This window comes from Paenibacillus sp. RC21 (genome assembly GCF_044907935.1).
GTDB lineage: Bacteria > Bacillota > Bacilli > Paenibacillales > Paenibacillaceae > Paenibacillus > Paenibacillus terrae_A.
In genome coordinates this window covers 144,369-162,320 of the sequence record NZ_JBIYCS010000005.1, presented here as the reverse complement: position 1 = coordinate 162,320, position 17,952 = coordinate 144,369, and the positions used below count along the sequence as shown (strand labels likewise).

Annotated in this window: 17 protein-coding genes; 11 read left to right on the top strand and 6 right to left on the bottom strand. The window is 47.4% G+C overall.

All coding sequences use genetic code 11. From position 1 onward, the window contains the following. The first annotated feature begins 135 nt into the window (after nt 1–135). Nucleotides 136–1,416: a glycoside hydrolase family 140 protein gene (locus ABIA61_RS17785; RefSeq protein ID WP_404519583.1), complete on the top strand. Its 1,281-nt coding sequence runs from the start codon at nt 136–138 to the stop codon at nt 1,414–1,416. 139 nt (nt 1,417–1,555) lie between these two features. Beyond that, complete coding sequence (locus ABIA61_RS17780; protein WP_404581085.1) at nt 1,556–3,406, top strand: beta-glucoside-specific PTS transporter subunit IIABC; 1,851 nt, start codon at nt 1,556–1,558, stop codon at nt 3,404–3,406. 166 nt (nt 3,407–3,572) lie between these two features. On the opposite strand, the gene ABIA61_RS17775 is transcribed toward ABIA61_RS17780, so the two are convergent. After that, a complete protein-coding gene (locus ABIA61_RS17775; RefSeq protein WP_404519585.1) occupies nt 3,573–4,607 on the bottom strand; it encodes a glycosyltransferase family 4 protein in 1,035 nt (344 codons plus the stop codon). A gap of 489 nt (nt 4,608–5,096) precedes the next feature. Here ABIA61_RS17775 and ABIA61_RS17770 point away from each other — a divergent pair, with 489 nt between their 5' ends. The 4 genes from ABIA61_RS17770 to ABIA61_RS17755 are packed head-to-tail and all read left to right on the top strand — an operon-like array spanning nt 5,097 to nt 9,296. Further along, on the top strand, nt 5,097–6,242 hold the full coding sequence (locus ABIA61_RS17770) for an ABC transporter ATP-binding protein (RefSeq protein WP_404581084.1): 1,146 nt from the start codon (nt 5,097–5,099) through the stop codon (nt 6,240–6,242). Further along, complete coding sequence (locus tag ABIA61_RS17765; RefSeq protein ID WP_283653098.1) at nt 6,239–6,961, top strand: ABC transporter permease; 723 nt, start codon at nt 6,239–6,241, stop codon at nt 6,959–6,961. Before ABIA61_RS17770 ends, ABIA61_RS17765 begins: the two co-directional genes overlap by 4 nt. A 5-nt stretch (nt 6,962–6,966) precedes the next feature. Continuing rightward, nucleotides 6,967–8,358 (top strand): GldG family protein, encoded by a 1,392-nt coding sequence (locus ABIA61_RS17760; RefSeq protein ID WP_404581083.1) that lies wholly within the window; start codon nt 6,967–6,969, stop codon nt 8,356–8,358. After that, the gene (locus ABIA61_RS17755; protein ID WP_283653096.1) at nt 8,355–9,296 is read left to right on the top strand and encodes a DUF4340 domain-containing protein; all 942 of its coding nucleotides are present in this window, start codon (nt 8,355–8,357) and stop codon (nt 9,294–9,296) included. Before ABIA61_RS17760 ends, ABIA61_RS17755 begins: the two co-directional genes overlap by 4 nt. 117 nt (nt 9,297–9,413) lie before the next feature. Here the strand turns inward: ABIA61_RS17755 and ABIA61_RS17750 are convergent, their stop codons facing one another. After that, nucleotides 9,414–9,611, bottom strand: coding sequence for a hypothetical protein (locus ABIA61_RS17750; protein ID WP_283656319.1), 198 nt, complete (start codon nt 9,609–9,611; stop codon nt 9,414–9,416). A gap of 191 nt (nt 9,612–9,802) precedes the next feature. On the opposite strand from ABIA61_RS17750, the gene ABIA61_RS17745 reads away from it, so the two are divergent. After that, on the top strand, nt 9,803–10,165 hold the full coding sequence (locus tag ABIA61_RS17745) for a sigma-70 family RNA polymerase sigma factor (RefSeq protein ID WP_283656318.1): 363 nt from the start codon (nt 9,803–9,805) through the stop codon (nt 10,163–10,165). A gap of 23 nt (nt 10,166–10,188) precedes the next feature. Further along, entirely contained in the window at nt 10,189–10,320 is a 132-nt protein-coding gene (locus ABIA61_RS17740; protein WP_252361499.1) for a hypothetical protein, read from the top strand. A 111-nt stretch (nt 10,321–10,431) separates the two neighbouring features. Here the strand turns inward: ABIA61_RS17740 and ABIA61_RS17735 are convergent, their stop codons facing one another. Next, nucleotides 10,432–12,009: an esterase/lipase family protein gene (locus tag ABIA61_RS17735; protein ID WP_404519592.1), complete on the bottom strand. Its 1,578-nt coding sequence runs from the start codon at nt 12,007–12,009 to the stop codon at nt 10,432–10,434. A 194-nt stretch (nt 12,010–12,203) separates the two neighbouring features. Between ABIA61_RS17735 and ABIA61_RS17730 the strand changes: the two genes are divergently transcribed. Next, nucleotides 12,204–13,154, top strand: a complete 951-nt coding sequence (locus ABIA61_RS17730) for a YhcN/YlaJ family sporulation lipoprotein (protein ID WP_283653094.1) — start codon at nt 12,204–12,206, stop codon at nt 13,152–13,154. Nucleotides 13,155–13,251: 97 nt separating this feature from the next. On the opposite strand, the gene nagA is transcribed toward ABIA61_RS17730, so the two are convergent. Genes nagA through ABIA61_RS17715 form a run of 3 tightly spaced genes read right to left on the bottom strand, consistent with a single transcriptional unit; the run spans nt 13,252 to nt 16,066 of the window. Next, the gene (gene nagA, locus ABIA61_RS17725; protein WP_283653093.1) at nt 13,252–14,472 is read right to left on the bottom strand and encodes an N-acetylglucosamine-6-phosphate deacetylase; all 1,221 of its coding nucleotides are present in this window, start codon (nt 14,470–14,472) and stop codon (nt 13,252–13,254) included. Then, nucleotides 14,469–15,197, bottom strand: coding sequence for a glucosamine-6-phosphate deaminase (gene nagB / locus ABIA61_RS17720; protein ID WP_283653092.1), 729 nt, complete (start codon nt 15,195–15,197; stop codon nt 14,469–14,471). Before nagB ends, nagA begins: the two co-directional genes overlap by 4 nt. Nucleotides 15,198–15,199: 2 nt before the next feature. Then, a complete protein-coding gene (locus tag ABIA61_RS17715) occupies nt 15,200–16,066 on the bottom strand; it encodes a MurR/RpiR family transcriptional regulator (protein WP_283653091.1) in 867 nt (288 codons plus the stop codon). Between the two features lie 342 nt (nt 16,067–16,408). On the opposite strand from ABIA61_RS17715, the gene ABIA61_RS17710 reads away from it, so the two are divergent. Together ABIA61_RS17710 and ABIA61_RS17705 are read left to right on the top strand one after the other, a co-directional pair. After that, complete coding sequence (locus ABIA61_RS17710) at nt 16,409–16,687, top strand: phosphopantetheine-binding protein (protein ID WP_014277736.1); 279 nt, start codon at nt 16,409–16,411, stop codon at nt 16,685–16,687. Between the two features lie 49 nt (nt 16,688–16,736). Next, nucleotides 16,737–17,930, top strand: coding sequence for a radical SAM/SPASM domain-containing protein (locus ABIA61_RS17705; protein ID WP_283653090.1), 1,194 nt, complete (start codon nt 16,737–16,739; stop codon nt 17,928–17,930). Nucleotides 17,931–17,952 lie beyond the last annotated feature (22 nt).

The following is a 17,952-nucleotide window of genomic DNA, read 5'->3' as shown; positions in this document are numbered from 1 at the left end:
ACCTTTTATAAATGATGGTGTTAATATTCAATTGTAAAGCGCTTTAATTTAGTTTATTTTACGAATAAAACATATAATTTAGTTGTTTATTTAGTTTTGTTTAGGGGATGTTGTGAATTTGGCGAGAAAGGAAAGGTGATTCATTTGAGTTTAAACATTGCTGAAAATCAAAGAAGTTTTATCAAAGAGGGAAAACTCTTTTTTTATTTGGCAGATACGGTTTGGAGCGTATTTACCAACGCGACGTTGGAGGAGTGGAGCGATTACCTTGACTATCGGAAGATGCAGGGTTTCAATGTGTTGCAAATCAACATGCTTCAACAATGGGATGCAAGTGAATCGGATCTGAATCTACAGCCGTTTGCGTTACTGGAAAATGGAGACTTCGACTACCATACATTAAACGAAGCTTATTTTGATCGAGCGGAAGTCATGATAAAAATGGCTGTAGAGCGTGGATTTGTTCCGGCACTGGTTCTGTTGTGGTGTAACTACGTACCGGATACATGGGCTGAAATGTTCCAAAAGGGCAATAAAATGCCGTTTGAATGCATTGAACACTACGTAACGCACGTCGTAAACCGTTTTTCTCCATTTGATCCTATTTTTCTGATCAGTGGGGATAGTGATTTTCCAACTGAACGTGCCAATTCCTATTATTTAAAAGCACTGGATATTGTACACCAATTAAGCCCGGCAAGCTTAACTACGCTGCATATTCAAGGAAGATTGAGGGAAATTCCTCATGTCTTTGAGAAACACAAGGGTCTTGCATTCTATATGTATCAATCAGGACACAACTCCCAGTTTCAACATGTAGCCCACGAGATTGCTCAACATTTCTATCATAAGTCGGATATACGGCCTGTAATTAACGGGGAGCCATGTTATGAACAAATTAGTTACAGCCGCAATGTGTATGGCAGATATACTGCATTGGATGCCAGAAAAGCAGCATGGCAGAGTCTCCTTGCAGGTGGGGGAGCAGGAGTAACATACGGAGCGCACGGAATTTGGAGCTGGCATAAAAAAGGGAAGAAATTCGGCATCGTAGAAGGGGAAGGCTTTGATAGCCCCTATGATTGGAGAACGGCATTGCGTTTTGAAGGTGCATGGGATTATTCATTTATTAAATATCTGTTTGAAATGTATAAGCTTGTTGGCATTAGGCCGCTGGATATTGTTCTAAATAAGACAGAAGAGATTAGAGCCGCCGGAAACGAGAATACCGTAGTTTTGTATATTCCGGTTAACACAAAGGTGCGGTTAAGCATCAATGTGCAGGATTACAAGTTTACAACGATTGATTTAGCGGGAAAACGTTTTGCCCAAACAGAGGTGTACATCCAGGATGGTCAATCCATTATAGACATGCATAGTTTTGAAAGTGATGTTGTGATCATCGGGACAAAATAAAACAAAAGACGAACATGATGGCAGCTATGATCGTGGGTAAGCTTGCAGGCGGTATAAGCGTCATAATTGTCGCAGTTATTGCACATCCGACGATCACAAAAAAGAAAATAGAAAGCGCATCCAAGAAGGAGTGAACATGATGGATCATAAAAAAACAGCCGAAGAAGTATTAAGTTCAGTGGGAGGAAGCGAAAATGTAAACAGTGTAATTCACTGCGTCACTCGATTGAGATTTAAGCTGAAGGATCATCAATTACCAGATAAAGAAAAAATCAAGCAGATTGACGGTGTCATTACCGTCGTAGAAAGCGGCGGTCAATTCCAGGTAGTTATCGGTAATGAGGTCTCAAAGGTATATGAAGCTCTTTTGGAGACGATGGGAGTAAAGCCGAATCAAGCGAGTCAAGAAGAGCAAAACAATGAGAAATCCAGTTTATTCTCCCGATTTGTCGATGTAATTTCAGGCGTGTTCATGCCCGTTGTTGGTGTGCTCGCCGCTGTGGGGATTCTAAAAGGACTTTTGGCTTTATGCACATCCCTGGGCTGGATGACGGATCAGATGGGCACGTATAAAATTTTATATGCGACAGCAGACGCTATGTTTTATTTCTTTCCGGTTATTTTAGGGTTTTCAGCAGGTAAAAAATTTGGAGGAAACCCGTACCTGTCTGCTGTTTTGGGAGCCGCCTTGGTATATCCGACCATTACTTCCGCCTTTACGGATAAAACGGCGCTGTCCTTTTTGACCATACCTGTCGTTCTGATTAATTATACTTCTTCTGTTATACCTATCATTATTGGAGCATTGTTGGCAGCTAAGGTCGAAAAATTTATAAGTAAGTATGCACCTGCCTCCATTAAAATGTTCATTGTGCCTTTTCTGACTTTGGTCATCATATCACCGATTGTTTTTCTGGTTGTCGGGCCGATAGCAACTATAGTCAGCGATGGGTTAGCTAAAGGCTCCATGTGGATTTACCAGTTAAGTCCGGCTGTAGCTGGTCTCGTTCTGGCCGGGTTCTGGCAGGCCATTATTATCTTCGGTCTGCATTGGGCATTTATTCCAATCCTCCTGAATAATGTAGTTACGAACGGGTTTGATCCGATTAACGGTATGTTGTTCTGTACTACTTTTGCTCAAACCGGTGCGGCCTTTGCCATTGCTTTGAAATCACGTGACCCTAAATTAAAACCTATTGCCACTTCTGCTTCAATTGCGGGTTTGATGGGAGTTACGGAACCAGCTATTTACGGTGTTACGCTACCTGCCAAAAAGCCGTTTATTTTAGCTTCCATTGCCGCAGGTATAGGGGGAGCCGCAGCAGGTTTGCTGGGATCCACGGCATATGGTTTTGCCTCAGGCGGCGTTTTCGGTATTCCTCTGTTCATTAATCCAAAAGGTATAGATGCAGGTTTCATCGGCTTTATCATATCTTTGGTTGTGGCTTTTGTACTCGCATTTATCCTGACCTATCTTTTCGGCTATAAAAATGCTAAACCTGCTTCTGAGATTAAGGTTGCAGATGAAAGCAAAGAGGAGGAAAAAGCGGTATTCAGTCCTTTAAGCGGGGAATTGATTCCTTTAACCGCAGTAAAAGATGAAGCGTTCTCCAGTGGTGCGATGGGTCAGGGCGCGGCTATTATTCCAAGAGACGGGGTAGCCTACGCGCCGTTTAACGGAACTGTTGTTACCGTTTTCAAAACAAAACATGCGATTGGGCTTATTTCTGAGGATGGTGTTGAACTGCTCATTCACATTGGAATAAATACGGTCAGCCTGAAAGGAAAGCATTTCACTTCTTTTGTGTCTGAAGGAGATACCATTCAAAAAGGAGACAAGCTGGTTGAATTTGATCCCGAGGCTATAGCAGATGAAGGATATGATATCACCACATCCGTCATTGTAACTAATACAGCCGTGTACACAGATATCATAATGGAAGCTACAACAGTTATTCATGCTGGAGACCAATTATTAAAGATTAGATAGATTCCGAACAGTAGTGATAAAAAAAGAAAGTCATAATGCTGACGATGGCCCGTGTGTAAAAAGGGATGTCGTCAGCTATTATTTTTGGGGGATAATGGTTTCTGTATCGTCTTGGAGACCTGCCCTACTTTAAGCTGCTGGAGTAATTCTTCATTAAAATAATAGCTTACCCCACGCCCAGCGCGCCCATCATTTGCCGGAAGGATTGCACATATTTATCCGGTGCTAACAGGTCGACGACCCTTGTCAGCCCCTTCTGGCGAATGGATTCGCGGTCGGGCGCGTTGTTCATCAGATCCAGTCCCTCCAATATCGCCTGCAAGATATCTCCTTGCGCATAAAATTTACCCGTTACGTTGTGATCGATGAAGGCTCGCACCCCGTCAGAATCAGAGCTGAGCACGGGACAGCGGCAAGCCATGGCCTCAGCTACGGCGTATCCAAATCCCTCTACCAGTGAAGTGGACAACAGATACCCTCCCGAATCGCCAATCATGGAGTAATACAGAGGCATTTTAGCATGGGGCACGTTGTTGAAACGTTCTACAATGGAGGACAAGCCAAGCTGTGTAACCATGCTCTCGAATTGTACCTTATCCTCTGGCTGCGAAAGGGTATTATCATAGAACATCCAGATGCGAAGATCCGGGCGGTTTTGCAGCATCCAGTAAGAGATATCGATAAAATGCCTCCAGTTTTTGTTCGGCTCCAGTCGCCCAACCCATGCAATGACCGGATTGACCGGAGGAGTGTTAGGTACATAATTAAATACGCTGGTATCCAGTACATTTGGAAACACGTAACGCTTAAGCCACGGACACATGCTGGAAAATAGTTCGACCAGATGCGTAGTGGTGGGTAGCAGTACTGCATTGGCGTATCTTTGAAGAAACGGTGTGGCTTCGCCTACTACCAATGCAGCCTCCACGTGCGGACCGAAGCCCTGTGATTCATAGATTAGCACACCCTGATAGCCCAACATGCGCAGTTTTGCGAGCATCTGGTAATCCGACGAGACAATGATGGCATCGTAACGGTGAGTGTGTATCAGACTAGAAATATCTCCCTCGGAAGAAGTCGTAAACACGGGTATATCTCCATGCAAGTTTTGCATCCCCGTACCCTGCTGATAGTAGAGAAGATGGCATTCAATCCCATCCTGGCTAAGCACCTTGCAGCGTTGGCGGTTCAAGGTTTCCACGCCGCCGCTGGGTATATAAAAGGTAAATAGGACTTTGATCTCAATAACCCCCTTCAGCCAATCGAAAGTTTCTTATATACCAAGGTATTCCAGCAAAAGGACAGGGTGTGGGTATCTATGGAAGCCTAGATGGAATCAGCATAAAATTGTGGCTGATGCGGGGATGCAAATGAATGTTAGAGCGAACCGTACAAGTTAACGAGTGTAAAAGTACATTCATTCGTTCACATTTTAGACATATTATTTTAAGCTTATATTTAAGTGACTTTAAGCTGGAGTTATATGTGTGGGATTAACATTAGAGTTTAAAAGTGTTGCATGAGGTGCAGATGAGGCCGCTCCGCGAAGGATTTGAGCTTTCGATCAGGCGAGCGCTAGCGCTTCTCCAGCTTCAAAACCTCCGCTACGCAACATTTTGGATGTGTGAGAAGGGAATAGAGCCGTTTGGACGAATGGGTAGTTTACAGTGAAAGACTATGACTTTGCAATATGATAAAAGAAAGGGTGAAGCGTGTGCTCAAGGTGCAGCAGGTGAGCAAGTGGTACGAGGGCAACCGGGGCGTACATAAGCTGGATTTTGAAATGCAGCGTGGCGAGATTGTCGGGTTTCTGGGGCCTAATGGTGCAGGCAAAACGACGACGATGCGCATGATTACAGGGTATCTCCAGCCGAATGAGGGAGTGATTACGATTGATGGCATACCGATTCAGGAGCAGGGCAGACAGGCTCGTTCCAAAATCGGTTATTTGCCGGAAACGCCCCCTCTGTATGGAGATATGTCCGTTCGATCCTACTTAAAGTTTGTGGCAAGCATTCGAGATGTACCTGCGAGAGAACAAAAGCTGCGCATTTCTGAGATGATTTCCCGGCTTGGGCTGAACGGGCGTGAAAAGCAACTGGTACGCAGTTTGTCCAAAGGGTATAAGCAGCGTTTGGGACTGGCGGGGGCAATTATTCATAACCCGGATTTGCTGGTGCTGGATGAGCCGACCTCAGGTTTGGACCCGAATCAGATTCTCGAAATCCGCCAGCTCATTCAGGAGATTGGAGAAAATCATACGGTGCTGCTCAGCACACATATTTTGCCCGAGGTGGACGCCTTGTGTAATCGGGTTCTTATCATCCATGAGGGTGAGTTGGTGCTGGATGGACGGCCTGAGGCGCTCGGCGGTTCGATGGAAGACGGATTTAAGGTAAAAGTAGAGGTCAAAGGCAGCCGTGAGCAGGTGCTGAACGTTCTTAGCGGTTGGGGGAAAGTAGAGGTGGAGCTATTAACATCTGGCCTGTCTCAAGCTGACACGAAGCAGACTGCAACTGAGGAAGATTTGACCGGATGCTTACTGACAGGCGCTTCCAGTGAGGATTTCCGCGAGGAGCTTTTTTATGTGCTGTCTGGTGCGAAGCTTCCGATTTTGGAGTTGAAAAAAGAAAGCCTCAGCTTGGAAAATATATTCCAGCAGTTAACGACTCGCGAGTCGAAAACAGGTCAGGCAGATCAAGTGAATGTAGTGGAACAAGTCGAGCATTCGACGGAAAATGAAATCTCCGCAGATGTTACGGAGGACAGTGAGGAGGCTGCGTCCAGCAACGACAAGGACGGGCAAAACAAAAGTACAGGAGGTGAACGGCCATGAGGCGTTTGTTCGCGGTCTGTCAAAAAGAGCTTCAAGCCTATCTATGGACGCCGACAACGTATTTTGCGCTTGCGGTGTACATGCTGCTGACGGGGTTGCTCTTTTACACAAATTTTGTCATGTATCAGCCAAGCATCTTGGATTATCGGCTGGTACTCGGTGATACGCTGTCCATGCTGGTGTTTGTCGTCCCACTGCTCACGATGAGGCTGGTTGCGGAGGAATTCAGGCAGGGTACGGATGAGCTGTTACTTACCTCGCCTGTGAGTGTGACGGAAATGATTGTGGGTAAATTTTTGGCGTCGCTGGGCATGCTGCTCATTTTGGTGCTGTGCAGCCTGGCATATCCGGTCGTAATGTCCTTTTACGGGGCGTTGGACTGGACACTGGTATTTACGTCTGTGATCGGTCTGTTTATGCTGGGTGCAGCCATGATGGCCATTGGTCTGTTCGCTTCGACGCTTTCGCAGCATCAGATGATGTCCGCGGTCGTCAGCTTTATTATTTTGCTTGTATTTTGGATGCTGGATTCGTTTGGTGGACAAACAGGCGCGTCTGCGGCATTGCAGCAATGGCTGGAGCCTTTTTCACTAACCGCACGGTTTGACAGCTTCACCAAAGGATTGCTGAACGGAGCCGATGTGCTGTATTACGTGACGGTGGCGGGGCTCTTTTTGTTATTCAGCATTCAGGTGGTCGAACGGAAACGGTGGAGGTGATGAACATGAAAAAATGGCTGGGTCATACAAACAGTGTGGTATTGTCGGTTGCTGCTGTAGGTATTTTTATTTTGCTGACGTTGTTTCTGCGTTCGCTGGGAGGCTTTCAGCTAGATTTGACGGCAGGCAAACAGTATACGTTGTCTGATCAGACATTGACGGCCATTCAGGGAGTGAAGGAAGACGTGCGTCTGATTGCTTTTACCGTATCGACTTCGCAAAATCAAAAGCTGAACCGGGACGTTACGGATATGCTGAGGGAATACGCCAAGCGTAACAGCAAGCTCAAGGTCGAGCAATATGATCTGAATCAGGAGCCGCTGCTGGCCAAGGAATACGGTGTCACCGAAGCATCCATCGTGCTGGTTCAGGGTGAGAAGAAACGTGTTATTGATATAGGTAGTCTGTTTACACAGGCACAGGGAAGTAGCGAGGGGGCGTACCAGTTTACAGGGGAAGAAAAGCTGACCAGCGGACTGCTGGGGCTATCGTCTACCCGCCAGGGAAAAGCCGTTTTCCTGACCGGACATGAGGAAATCCCTTTGTCCCAAATGACCGGATTGAGCAATTCACTGGCGCAGGATAATGTGAAAACAGAAGAAGTGCAGCTCAATCAGGCGGGTAGCGTGCCTAAAGATGCATCGGTGCTGGCTATTGTTGGGCCGCAACGGGATATCAGCGCGACGGAGCTGAAAAGCATTCGCACCTATTTGGAGGGTGGTGGAAAGCTGTTTCTGGCGTTGGGCTTTCATCCGAACATGCAATCGGACTGGAAAAACCTTGACGCACTGGCGGCTGATTACGGTGTGAAGGATACACATGCGATCGTGGTGGATCAGGAGCAGACGAATACGCTTGGACCTCTGTTTACAGTGCCTACCTTTGGCAGTCATGCGATTACGGAAAAGCTGGCTGCGTCCAATCTGTACCCGGTGCTTTCGCTGTCCATTGCTCTGCAAGCGGGGGAGCAGAAGAATGGGAAGACTACGGCCTTGCTCAAATCTTCTGCCGCCAGCTATGGCGAAACGAATATTCAGGGGCTGCTGAACAACGAAACACAGAAGGATGACAAGGACCCGCAGGGGCCGCTTGATCTGGGTTACGCGGTAGATGGCAAGGACGGCAAGCCTAAGGCAATTATTCTCGGAACGTCGGCCCTTCTGAGCGACACCGAGATCAGCACTGGAGGCAATCGGGATTTTGTGCTGAACAGTCTGAATTATGTACAGGAACAATCTGACGGGCTTACCATTCGTCCTCGTCAGGAGCAGGATTATAAGGTGGTTTATTTGACTCCTGCGCAAGCGAAGACTATATTGACCCTATCCGTGATCGGATTGCCGTTGTTGTTCGCGGCAGCCGGAATCTTATTATGGTGGAGGCGAAGAAGAGCATGAGAAAATGGATACCCACAGTGCTGCTGTTAGTTGTATTGGGAGCGGGTATAGTCTATGCCAAGAGCCAAAACTTTTTTCGTGAACAAGCTCCTGCTGCTCGCCAGCTGGTCCAGCTTACGCAGGGGGATATTACGTCTTTCGCTATAATGGGGAAGGACGGCAAGCCAGTGGAGCTTAACCAACGTGATGGCAAATGGAGCATGAGCAAGCCGCAGTCTTATCCGTTAAACGGTTATACGATAGACAATTGGTTAGCCGCTATTCAAAACGTGAAGCTCGGTGAGGTGGTGGAGTCTTCTCCAAAAGACGTAGCCAAATACGGAATCAGCGCCACCAACAACCAAATTCAGATCAAGACCAAGGATGGAAGCGAGCATACCTTTGCTTTTGGCGAAACGTTGCCTTCCGGAGATGCTGCTTATGTGCTGTCAGATAAAACAGAGGTAGCTTCCGTACCTGTGGATACCCTTTCCGGGTTGTTACTGGGTGCAGCCGATTTTACGGATACGACGCCGTTTGACTGGGATGATGACAAGCTGGGCGGACTGGAGTGGGAAGGCCAGTCTGCGTCTTGGATGCTTAAGTCATCCGGTGACGGGGGAACCGGGGAAAGCTCTTCCACAGCTTGGACGCTGAATGGAAAGTCGGTAACCAGTGATACGGCGACCTCCTTATCGCAGCAAATCAAAAATCTGGCCAGCAGCCAGTCCTTGCGTAAAGCCTCCGAGCTAAACCAACCTGTTCACCGCTTTACGCTGAGCGTATCGCTGGGCAAGCAGGATGAGTCGCAGCAGGTGTATCAGGGCTGGATGGTGAACGGTGAACCGGATATCGTATGGGTCGTGCCTCCGCAAAGCAATTGGGCGTATGGTCTGTCGGCATCTGACGTGAAGCGTATTGAACAGGCTGGACATGACCAGGCTCAAACTGGAAAATGATCATCTGAACACGAGCTTGGAGCATGATCAGATCCGCAATCAAACAAATTTTCCGGTATGAAACAAACAAAGAGGCTCCATCGGCGAGGATCGTCGGTTGGAGCTTCTTTGTGTTCGTTATTCATCAGGCTTGCTGCCTTTGGAAGAATGACGGTTCCCATCGTTTAATTCCTTAATGACCTCAATCAGCTCATGGAGCGAGAGATCCAGCTTATCCAGTTTTTCTTCCATGGTGTGCAGGATGTGCCGCAACAAAATAAAGCAAAGACCTGCCGGAAAGCCTACGTTGGTTATGATAGAAAGAGCATCATCCATCTGCAATGGTTTCCCTCCTTTTTAGCCGTATATAAAGGAAGGTAAATCAAAAGAACCGTATACAACCGACCTAAAAAATAGTATAATAAATAAGAACAAATGTTCTTATTTGGTTGTGAAATGTGTTCTCAAATTACCCTATAATATGAGGATTTCGAAAAGCCAAATCCAAAGAGAAAGGGTGGTTTATGATGAATCAATCTCAGCTAACATTGGTTGAACAATATCGTAAGAAGCTGTATCGCATTGCATGGAGAATCCAGTATCGTGCCCGGGTACAAACCAATCATGAATTTGTCATGGAAAAGAACGAAGCCGTCGCTACTCCATCTTTTACAGACTCTGCAAACTCTAAAATGTACATTCTACAGCTCATTAACTCTCTACCATCTGAGATCGGAAAAGCCATCATCTTTGACCTTTACATACTAGACAAAACCGAAGCACAGATTGCAAGAGAGCTGAAGCTATCCCAACAGGCGGTGAATAAATGGAAAAAGAAAATGCTGCGTCAATTATCTCAGATGCTGAGTTCATCAAACTGCTCAAATTAGCACGAAACGGAGATCAGGAAGCTATGAGCAGTATACTTCATCTGTTCGAGGAAGATATTCAGAAAACCAGTCGGTATATCCGAATGTCCCGGGAAGATGCCGTCCAAAGTATTGTGACTGATTTTATAGAAGATTTGAAGCGTGACGATATTTGAAGTGATTAAACCGGATGCCATTATTATGATACAGAAAAGAAAAGGTGCAGGCTTTTGAGGGCCTACACCTTTTTGTTTTAGTGAATGATATAAATGATTGCGTGGGGGAGTTTAATCAACATACTTATTCCCGTCAGCGTCAATATAAATGGACTGAACAGCTGTACGGCGGTATGGATAGCCTGCCTCTGTAGTTCCCTCGATTTCATAGGTTACGGAATAAATGCCGGGCTTGTCCGCTTTGGACAGCTCGATTTGTCCGGTGGGGTTAACCGCTTTTTGTTGTACCGTCAGATCTGTGGACGCAGGAGTAATTCCTTGCTGTGGATCACCGTAATATTGAACCTGATACGTGACTTGTGTAACGCTTTTAGGGGAATCCTGTGGTTGCAGATTCAGCTTCGGACCTACGGCATTCAGATTATATTTCAGCTCAGGAACCTGAGCGGCCTGATAACGGGCGATCAGGAGATACGCTCCTTTATCAGGAATCGTGACGTTCAGTTTATAGATGCCCGGTTTTGGATTTTTGATGACTGCATTATGATGCCAGGCACCAGCAAAAATTTCGTCATCATAACCTGCTTTCAGATTAACGATCTCGCTGGTACCGTCAGGCTTGGTCAGCTCAAGTTTACTTACACGTTTATCGCTGATCCAGTCCAAATCAATGGATTTGACGCCATTTTCAACGGTGAGGATTTCGGAGGCTTTTCCGTTATAGTCTCCGCCGCGGATAAAGTATGAATTGTCGATCTCGCTATAGGTGGATGTTAAAGCGGAAGCACGCAAGGAAGATGCTGCTGAAAGTGCTTCAGTTTCCTGATTCAATGCTGGAGTGTTTGCTTGGAGGTAAGGTTGGATCAGGGAGAAGACATAAGAGCCGGTACGAACTTTGGCATGATCCCAGGGGCCGACTTTAACTACACGTCCACCGGGAAGCTTGGCATTGTCGACTGCGACTACTCCATCATTTTTGCCAAAGGATGAAAGATAAAGTCCGCCCAGTATGTAGGAAGCGCTTCCGTCAGACCAGTTATCACCAGCAAACGTGAAGAATGGAATTGTAGTCGCGTTGCTGAGTGCATCGGTCTTGGATCGGAAATACTTCATATAAGATGTCTGTAAAGTGGAGGTGCCTGGATTTTGTGAGCCGACAATATCTGCCAGCCATCCGGCCCAGCTACTGTAAGCAAGATCTGCAAGCTGTGAGCCATGGTGGGGACTGCTGAGGGTGATCACACGTTGTACATAGGGAGCGGCTCCGTTATATGCAAGAGCGGTTTGAGTATCCACTCCACCTTTGCTGTGGGCAATGATGATGAGTTTTTTTCCAAAGTGATTACTAATGACCTTGATTTTGTCGGCTAAAAGCTTACCATTGTCCCACATATCCTGTGATGTGCCATTTGCATCGTACAGATTAACGGTGGCCGTCTGGTATCCGGCGTCACGTGCGCGCTGAAGCATGTCGTTATTATTCTTCCAGACTTCCGCGCTGCTGTTCAAACCATGTACAAATAATAGTGCGGGCTTGGCAGGATCCACGCGATTAGGTGGTGGGCCTTCTGCCCAGCTTCCTCCAGGATCTTTCGGGGGTTGGGGTGTAGTGGAGCCTGCAAAAGCGCCGACAGGGACAAGAGTGACGGATAACAAAAAAATGAGCATCAAAACGGTGATCTTTTTCAAACTGAAAATCCTCCTTTGTAAAATAAAGTATTTTTCAACCTTATTATACATGCCATCTTGTGGTAAATCATCAATTGTATTTCATATTTACATTAAAAATTTATTTATTTAGTCATTTTTTAGTCAGGATAGCCCTGAGAATCATAGCGCATCCTAATCTCGTCACACATTTTATATGTATGGAGGATGAGTTCATGCCAGGGACTAAGAAGGTAATCAGTTTAACGATTTCTGCTGCTTTGCTCGCCAGTATGGCTGCTTTGACAGGGTGTGGGACTGCGAATCATAATGTCCGCACGAACACTACCCGCTATAACGCGCAAAGTACACATCATATGGATGGTGTGAACCGTTTCGGAGTTAAGTCCAATGGTATGGACGGGATGCGTTTAAACCAAAATGCCAATGGAACTGGACACCAAATTGGTAATCTGCAAGTCGATCGCAATTTGTCCAAACGTATATCCGAGTTGCCGGATGTAAAATCTGCGACAGTGCTGGTCGGTAACCGTAATGCTTATGTAGCGGTTTCCTTGAAGGACCAAGCCAACGGAACCGGTGTAGGTACTTCAAGCGTTAAAGGTACTAAGCATCCCATGAATACACATGGCATGACTACGTATGGGGTGGATGGTACAAGAGGCAACTATACCACCGATGGCATAGCGCCGGGAATTACGGACAATGGAATGAGCCGACCCGTAACACCTCCGCGTCGTGGTGACGGATTGTACGGCACGATGGGTACTGGTTCTTATGGTATGATTCGTGGCTTGGCGGACGGTACCCGCACGGATATCGGACGCACGGATGGCACCACAGTGGAAGGCGCAAGAACTGCGTATGAGCCTAGTACGTTGACCGAAGCCGTCAAAAGTCGCATCGCCAACAAGGTAAAGCAATTTGCACCTTCGATTGAACAGGTGTATGTATCGGCTAACCCCGATTTTGTAAAGCATACCACTGACTTTACACGCAGTGTGCAAAACGGTCATCCGATCAAAGGAATGAGTGCCCAATTGGCGGATATCATCCAACGGGTATTCCCGACTCCTGCTGCTGGTGCAACTCATCCAACAGATGGATCAACAACCGCACCAACTCGTCCACAAAATTATACCCCTGCACCTATGAATCATCGCTAATTCACCACATATGTGTGTAATGCCAAAGAAAGAGCTATCCATCTCGGCGAAATCGCTGAGGGATAGCTCTTTGGTTTAGGGGAATCATAAGAAGAAATTATCTTCGTATTCCTTTAATCCATACGCCTTGCAGCTTTAAGTCCGCATCCAGTAACAGAACGTCTGCTTGTTTGCCTGCTGCAAGCGAACCTGTTCGATGCGCAATGTTCAGGGACTTAGCCGGATTCAGGCTGGCGGCTTGTGATGCCTGGGGAATGGTCAGACCCACATGACGAACCAGATATTGGAAGCCTTCAATCATCGTCAGCGTGCTTCCTGCCAGAGTCACGCCATCCTCCAGCCGTGCCACACCGCTCTGCACGATTACTGGTAAATCACCGAGTGTGTAATGCCCGTCCTCCAGTCCGGTGGCAGACATAGCATCGGTGATAAGAATAAGATTGTGCTCCCGTTTCAGCTTGGCGAGCAGGGAGACCGCTGCCGGATGCACGTGGATACCGTCCGCAATCACCTCCGCTTCAATGCGCGGATCGGTAAGCACGGCTCCGGCGGCTCCCGGCTTGCGGTGATGCAGCGGAGTCATGGCATTGAACGTATGCACCGCATGGTTCAGGCCCGCCGCCGCTGCGCGTTCCACCTCTTCATACGTGGCATCCGTATGACCGAGAGCCGCAGTAATGTTATGGCTGCGCAGCCAGGCAATCAGCTCTAGCGCGCCTTCCCGCTCTGGTGCAAGCGTCAACTGGCGGACAAGGCCCGGATAGCGCTGCTCCCATTCCTTCGCCCAGGCCAGATTCGGCAGTTGAATATGCTCCGGGTTTTGCGCTCCCGGCCAGTTCGGGCTAATAAACGGCCCTTCCAGATGTACGCCCTCCAGTTGTGCATAGGGCATAGGCTGCGCCATATAGGCGTAAACCTCACTTAGCACCTGGTCGATTCGCTTTTTTGGTGCGGTCATGGTGGTAGCCAGCATGGCGGTCGTTCCTTGTGAGCCGTGAAAAGAGGTAATCGTATCCAGTACCTGCGGATCGGCGTCCATAAAGTCCTCTCCGTTACCGCCGTGAACATGAATATCAATAAAGCCCGGCAGCAGGTAGCCGCTTTCCAATCGCATGATGTTTGCCCCCACCGCTGCCCCATCACCCTGATTTTCCACTACTGCTGCAATTAGATCAGCAGGCAAATCATCCTCTGCACCAGCATATACGATGGATTGCCCCTCAATTGCGACAACCCCTTTTTCAATCATGTGATCCCCAATAACGACTTGTCCATACAGTAGTTGGGTTAAATCAAAAATCGTTTCATCCGAGTTCAATTCAACCAGCCTCCCGCTTCCTGATCCAGTAAAATCAGCACGTTGGGATGACATTGCAGCAGGGAAGCCGGGCATTTTGTGGTTACAGGTCCGGTGAAAGCCTGCTTTACAATGTCTGCCTTATCCGCGCCAAAAGCTACCAGTATAATTTGCTTCGCCTTCAGAATCGTGCCTACCCCCATTGTGACTGCTTGCTTGGGTACATCATCTATATTGCCAAAAAATCGGGCATTCGCTGTACGCGTCCTCTCTTCCAAATCTACCACATGTGTGGCTCCGGTCAGGCCGTGCCCGGGTTCATTAAAACCGATATGACCGTTGTGACCAATGCCGAGCAATTGGAGATCCACGGGTCCATGATCTAGCATTGCCTGCTCGTGGGCCGCACATTCTGCTGCCAGATCAGCCGCATTACCGTCAGGTACGCGTGTATGGGCAAGAGGAATGTCGATATGCTGAAACAAGTGCTCATTCATAAAGCTGCGGTAGCTCTGCGGATGTTCCGGGGGAAGACCAACGTATTCATCGAGATTCACGGAGTAGGCTCGTGCAAAGCTCACCTGTCCCTTACGGTACATTTCTACAAGATGACGGTAAATGCCGATAGGTGTACTTCCGGTAGCAAGCCCAAGCATGGCTTGAGGCTTGTTCAGCAGTAAACTGGCGATCACAGCGGCAGCGGTAGCATTCAGGTCTTCACGGCTGTTCAAAATACGTATGTTCATCTTTAGTGGCCCCCTGGTTGTTTTTTGAGCTTGCTTACTTGCTGATACGAACCTTCCAGTCTCGGAATATATTTGTCAAAATCCGCGCTGACCATACCTGTAAACAGGATATCTATGATATGAAGCTGGGCAATGCGGGACGCCATATCTCCACGCCGCATCCCTTCTTCCAGCGAGGAGGAAAATAGCGCAATATCCGCAACACCTGCCAGCGTGTTATTTCCGAAGGAGGTCAGGGATAATGTTCTGGCTCCCTGTTCCTGTGCACAGCGCAGAGCCGCGATGGTTTCCTGTGTTTCCCCCGAATAGGAGACGGCAAAGGCGACATCTCCCGGCCCAAGCGAGGAGGCAGAGGTAATCTGCATGTGCGAGTCCGCGAAGGCGGTACTATTTTTGCCAATTCGAATGAGCTTTTGATAAAAATCCTGCGCCACAATCGAGGAAGTCGCCATGCCGTACAGATCAATGCGGCTTGTGGCGGACAGCCATGCAATCGCCTGCTCCAGCTTGCTGAAATCCAGCAGTCGGGTCGTGTCCGCAATAGATGCGGTATGATTCGCCTCTATAGCTTCCACGATACGAGAGAGCGAATTTCCGGCGACGATGTCCTGATAGGAGGCTTCACCGTCACTATTAGAACGGGGCAGCTCGGCGGCCAGCTTCATTTTGAAATCGGGATAGCCTTTAAAATGAAGTGATTTGCAAAACCGCGTAACGGTCGCCGGACTCACACCACAACGCTCCGCCAGCTCCCGAATGCCCAGATGCAGCACATCTCCCGGAGATTGCAGAATGGATTCCGCCAGCTTGCGCTCTTGGACGGGAAGCTGCTCCAATCTGTGGGTTAAGGTATGAAGAATGGGGGACATGAGCTGCGCTCCTTTGGCTGTAGAGTATTTTACATGAAAATAAATATCGTAAAAATAAACATTAAAAAGAAAATTATTTTCATATCTATTGTAAAATAATCCTGTCGCACTTGCAAGCAAGATGTGAGCTAGATTTTACGAAAAAAAGATAGCGAAAATTGTAGAAAAAAACACACATTAATTTACATATTGTGCGATATATTTACAAAATCACCTATTGACTTGTCTCTTCCATGGAGGAGTATAATTGAATAAAGTTCCAGTGTAGGAATTTTTCGAGGAGCTTTGCAGATGGCATTGTCGGGCGGAACGAATAGGATCATTCACAAGGAGGAGTTTGCTATGCAAAGCCAAGTGATTGAAATGATCAGCGCGGTCAAGGAAGATCCTGAGCTGGTCGGTAAGCTGGATGGACATTCGGACATTATTCATGATGCAGGACTGGATTCGTTACAGTTGGTTCATTTCATGCTGCAAGTGGAGGATGCGTTTGACGTGGAAATTGATTTTGATTCCTTTGAGCTGGAGCATTTGAGCTCGGTAGATGCGTTTTGCAGCTACATTCAGGGGATCAGCGATGCGGAAAAAGCGCCGCACCCGGAGGGAATGGAGACAGTCTGACGTACAGCTTGGTACATGTGCCTGAAAATCCATTAAACGAGGTGTTAGCATGCAGCCCAAAAGCAATGTGCTGATTGATGAGAAAGCGTTCAAGCTCATTAAGCGCAACCTGAAAAACGCTTCTGTATCTTACCGTAACGCAACACAAGACCCTGCCTTCAAAACGGACATGCCCCAGACGATCGGCATTAAGCTGACCAACCGCTGCAACCTGAGATGTACGCACTGCTTTGAATGGAACGAGGAAGGCTATCATCATCAAATGGACAAAGAAGAGCAAAACATGGATCTTGCCCCGGATATGCTTCGGCAAATTTTGAGCGAGACGAAGGAGGCCAAGTCCCGGCTGTATATGTGGGGCGGAGAGCCGATGTTTCATCGGCGTTTTGACGAAATTTTGGACGTGCTGGCCGAAGATCGGCGCGAAATGACCTTTTGTACCAATGGACTGCTCATTGATAAATATTTGGACCGGATTTTGGATTTATCTGAAAATCTGGAGCTGTTAATAGCGATTGAAGGCTTTGAAAGAGAACATGATCTGATTCGCGGTAAAGGCACCTTTCAAAAAACGATGCGGCAGATGGATAAGCTGATTGAACTGCGTGACCAGGGATTGTACAAGGGACGGGTGACCGTCCATGCCGTCATTAACGATAACATGATCGGACGGATGTACGAGTTTCTGCAAATGCTGGAGGACAAGAGGCTGGATCTGGTGCTGCTGACGTTCCCCTGGTACATTTCCAAAGAGACTTCCCTCAAAATGGATGACTATTTTACACAAAACTTTTCTTGGCTCCGACAACTGGAGGAAAAAAATATTAGTAGCTGGCATGCTTTCAAATATAAAATCAACCCGGATAACATCGATCCTTTGATGCAGGAGCTACAGCGGATTAATGAGCGGACGTGGAACATTCGTGTGCGCTATCAGCCCGGTCTGGACTATGAGGAAATCGACAAATTTATACATGGCGAGGAAATGGTCAGTCGCTGCTCCAATCATTGCCTGGCGCTCACCTCCAGAACGGATATTTTGCCGGACGGAAAGGTGATGCCTTGCAAATTTTTTAGCGAATTCACGATTGGAAGCTTGCGAGAGCACAGTCTGAAGGAAATCTGGAATTCGGATGCGTATGAGAAAACACGCCAAACGATTAATCACGAAGGATTAACGCCGGTGTGCTCCAAATGCAGCGTATTGTATCTGCACGGAGCTGGCTCCCTGAAATATATTTAGTTTCGATCGCAGTTGTTTCTTA

What these genes read in the sequence shown, in the direction of transcription:
- ABIA61_RS17760 (WP_404581083.1), top strand. Translation starts at nt 6,967, where the DNA reads ATGAAAAAATGGCTGGGTCATACAAACAGTGTGGTATTGTCGGTTGCT.
- ABIA61_RS17715 (WP_283653091.1), bottom strand. Translation starts at nt 16,066, where the DNA reads ATGTCCCCCATTCTTCATACCTTAACCCACAGATTGGAGCAGCTTCCC.
- ABIA61_RS17755 (WP_283653096.1), top strand. Translation starts at nt 8,355, where the DNA reads ATGAGAAAATGGATACCCACAGTGCTGCTGTTAGTTGTATTGGGAGCG.
- ABIA61_RS17710 (WP_014277736.1), top strand. Translation starts at nt 16,409, where the DNA reads ATGCAAAGCCAAGTGATTGAAATGATCAGCGCGGTCAAGGAAGATCCT.
- ABIA61_RS17740 (WP_252361499.1), top strand. Translation starts at nt 10,189, where the DNA reads ATGAGCAGTATACTTCATCTGTTCGAGGAAGATATTCAGAAAACCAGT.
- ABIA61_RS17745 (WP_283656318.1), top strand. Translation starts at nt 9,803, where the DNA reads ATGAATCAATCTCAGCTAACATTGGTTGAACAATATCGTAAGAAGCTG.
- nagB (WP_283653092.1), bottom strand. Translation starts at nt 15,197, where the DNA reads ATGAACATACGTATTTTGAACAGCCGTGAAGACCTGAATGCTACCGCT.
- ABIA61_RS17750 (WP_283656319.1), bottom strand. Translation starts at nt 9,611, where the DNA reads ATGGATGATGCTCTTTCTATCATAACCAACGTAGGCTTTCCGGCAGGT.
- ABIA61_RS17705 (WP_283653090.1), top strand. Translation starts at nt 16,737, where the DNA reads ATGCAGCCCAAAAGCAATGTGCTGATTGATGAGAAAGCGTTCAAGCTC.
- ABIA61_RS17765 (WP_283653098.1), top strand. Translation starts at nt 6,239, where the DNA reads ATGAGGCGTTTGTTCGCGGTCTGTCAAAAAGAGCTTCAAGCCTATCTA.
- ABIA61_RS17770 (WP_404581084.1), top strand. Translation starts at nt 5,097, where the DNA reads ATGATAAAAGAAAGGGTGAAGCGTGTGCTCAAGGTGCAGCAGGTGAGC.
- ABIA61_RS17780 (WP_404581085.1), top strand. Translation starts at nt 1,556, where the DNA reads ATGGATCATAAAAAAACAGCCGAAGAAGTATTAAGTTCAGTGGGAGGA.
- ABIA61_RS17730 (WP_283653094.1), top strand. Translation starts at nt 12,204, where the DNA reads ATGCCAGGGACTAAGAAGGTAATCAGTTTAACGATTTCTGCTGCTTTG.